Source organism: Candidatus Aquicultor sp. (assembly GCF_054640775.1).
Map to the genome: position 1 here is coordinate 1 of NZ_JBTSLF010000307.1, position 2,761 is coordinate 2,761.

At 46.4% G+C, this 2,761-nt stretch carries 2 protein-coding genes; both read right to left on the reverse strand.

Annotated elements, in window-relative coordinates:
- Positions 1-95: 95 nt before the first annotated feature.
- On the reverse strand, positions 96-683 hold the full coding sequence (locus ACYC56_RS14545; protein ID WP_461374890.1) for a hypothetical protein: 588 nt from the start codon (positions 681-683) through the stop codon (positions 96-98).
- A 35-nt stretch (positions 684-718) separates the two neighbouring features.
- A complete protein-coding gene (gene pilM / locus ACYC56_RS14550; RefSeq protein WP_461374891.1) occupies positions 719-2,530 on the reverse strand; it encodes a type IV pilus assembly protein PilM in 1,812 nt (603 codons plus the stop codon).
- Between the last annotated feature and the right edge of the window lie 231 nt (positions 2,531-2,761).

Consider the following 2,761-nt stretch of genomic DNA (forward strand, 5'->3'; position numbering starts at 1 on the left):
GATCTCGTTCCCCGGAAGCCCCTTCCGCATTATAAAAAGTCCAATAATTTAAGAAGAAGACGGAGAAAATAACCCAAAATACGCGGTTAAATTTATTAAGGGGTTGTCCGGATATTTTGTCCATCTCCCTCACCCTGGGATTCCTTCTTTTGAGCAGAAGAAATATACAAAGTCTGCTGTACCGTCACCTGTAATTTAGGAAATATTTCTTCCTTTCGCTTGATGTCGACCTTTTCGAACTCGGAGAAAATGGGCAGGGATAGTATATTCTCCAGGGATGGACCGATATTCCTGAAGGCAGCATTCATCTCTATATCCAAAACCATCCTCTTAAAGGATCCGGATTGGGCACCGCCTTTATCTTCTGCCGGATTTCCGGCAACCTGATCGTTTACATTCAATTGAATCAAATCAATTTGTTTAGTCTGGCTTTCTTTCCCCAATTGGTCCAGAACAATCCCCAACTGCCGGTCGTCAGAGATCCTGCCGGACAGGGCTTCTTTCTCTTTCCTTTTCTCTTCCACCCTTTTTCTAATCTGATTAAGTCCGACTAAAGAACTGGAAACCGAAGCCAGCTTTTCATTGGATTCCTGAACCTGACTTTGAAGGGCCTTAGCCTCTTTTTTCTTGGGTTGGGTGAGAAATTGATCGAAACCCATCACCACCCCGACCAGGACAGCCACCCCGATCATTATCTTTTCCCGAGTCTTTAAGACCATCAGGAGGGCCCTCCCGAAGACAAACCAGTCCCTTCCCTGAGCTTAGTCAGGATTTTAAATTCTGCGGCCCCCTGCGAATATTCAGTGCTTTTTAATGTATTTTGCACCTTAGCCTCTTTAAAAAAAGAAGACCGGTTCAAGTCCCTGGCAAAGGCAGACAAGGCGGCAATAATTTGCTGGTCTGAGCCGAAAATCAAACCTTCAATCGTCAATTGGAACTCCCGTTTCCCCTTTTCGGTATTGGGTACGGCCGTGATCTCGGTAGTTTTTCCCTCAGCCCCTCCCGCCTTGGGAGCGGCGGCTGCGCCCTCAAGGGTTTTCCGGGTTTCTTGGGTTCTGGAAAACTCAAAACGGGTCAATGTCATTTGGGAAGGCACCATCCTGCTTAGTTCCAGGAATAGATTGTTTAGCGGGGGTTTTCTGATTTCAACCTTGGGAAAGCCCTCCATATCTTTATTTAAGCGGGTCTCTTCCTGTTCCAGCCGGGCCATTTCCTCAACCGGTTTCCCCATGCGGGCTAACTGTTCTTTTTTAGCCCTAATCTCCTTTTGAAGCTGGGTTACCTGCCGGCTCGCGGTCCAGTATTGGGAGCCAAAGAAAAAGATTATTCCCAGAGGCAAGACACTGGCCAGGACGGGTTTTAAATAATTTTTGAAGGGAATTTTTTTAACTTGAGGGACTGAATATTGGGAACTCAGATTGATGAAAGGTTGAGTCTGGGTAACAAGGCCCAACAAAGTAGTCAGGAAGGGCAGATTCTTTATGAAAAGTTCTTCATTGATCTTTTTCTTAAGGGTCAAAGAACCGGCCGTTTCGAAAAAATGGACCGGAATGTCCAAATTTTTTTCCAGGGCTTCAGGTAGACCCTTTAAAAGACCCCCTCCTCCGGTTAAAAGAACTCTTTTTATTTCATAATCTTTAAACTGATTTTTATAATAGTTTAATGATCGTTCGACCTCGAGCAAGAGCCGGTCAACGACCAAGCCGATCCGCTTTTGGACCTGATCCCAGGGAACCCCCTCAATGATTGAATCGGGGCCTTCCGCCTCAGACAACCCGATCTTGATCTTGATCCTTTCGGCTACAGTCTCGTCTATCTCCTCCCTTAGTCCGTTTATCTCATAAACGCCGGTCAAGGATTGAGTAAAGACATCTCCGGCCACTGCAATTTCCCGGGAGAATTTCAGTTTCCCCTCTTTCAGAACAATAATCTGGGTGCTTTTGTTTCCCAGATCAATAATAGCCGCTGTCTCAGACCAGGGAAAAGGCTGGGTGACCCGGTAGGCCTGCATTAAACTGAATGAGGGGATAGAGAGGAAAAGTGGCTTCAATCCGGCTTCCCTTAAAAGGGCCATTTGCTCCTCGACCACTTCACGGGTGGCCACGGCAGAGATAATCTCGGCTTCCGACTCCCCTTCTTCCCGTTTCAATACCTCCAATTTATAAAAATCAATTATGGCCTCTTCCAGAGCAAAAGGAAAATCGGCCTTGGAACCCCAGCGGATTGCTTCCCTCATTTCATCATCGGCCAGATCGGTCATCATAAGGTACCTGGCAACTGTCCAGGGGCCGGTGACTTCAGAGACGGTGTCCGAAGTCTTGATACCCAATTTTTTCAGTGACTCTTGGATAAATGGGGAGATTTCCTGACGGGATAAGGGCTGATCGGATCCCCATCCCTCCGGCAGGCGAATAATTTCGTAATTAAGCAGGGTGACCTTGTCCCCGGCGCGTTGGCATTCGGCGATTTTCAGGGAATGGGTCCCTATATCAATTCCTATAAAATTTTTAGTCAGTTGAAATGAATACACGGGCTTCCTTTGCCGATGGGGACTTCTCCGATTAAATATCGTGTACTTTCAAAAAGAGGAAAAGTCAAGAAAAAACTCTATATCTGGTATAATTTTATTTTCATTATACAAGATATGGATCGGGCGAAGAGTGAGGAGAAGGAGGACATTGGCTGTGGGGGTTGAATCCTAAAAGATCTCCGAAGGCTTGGATGGCAATGACGGACCCGGGGATTGAATTTTAACAGGGTT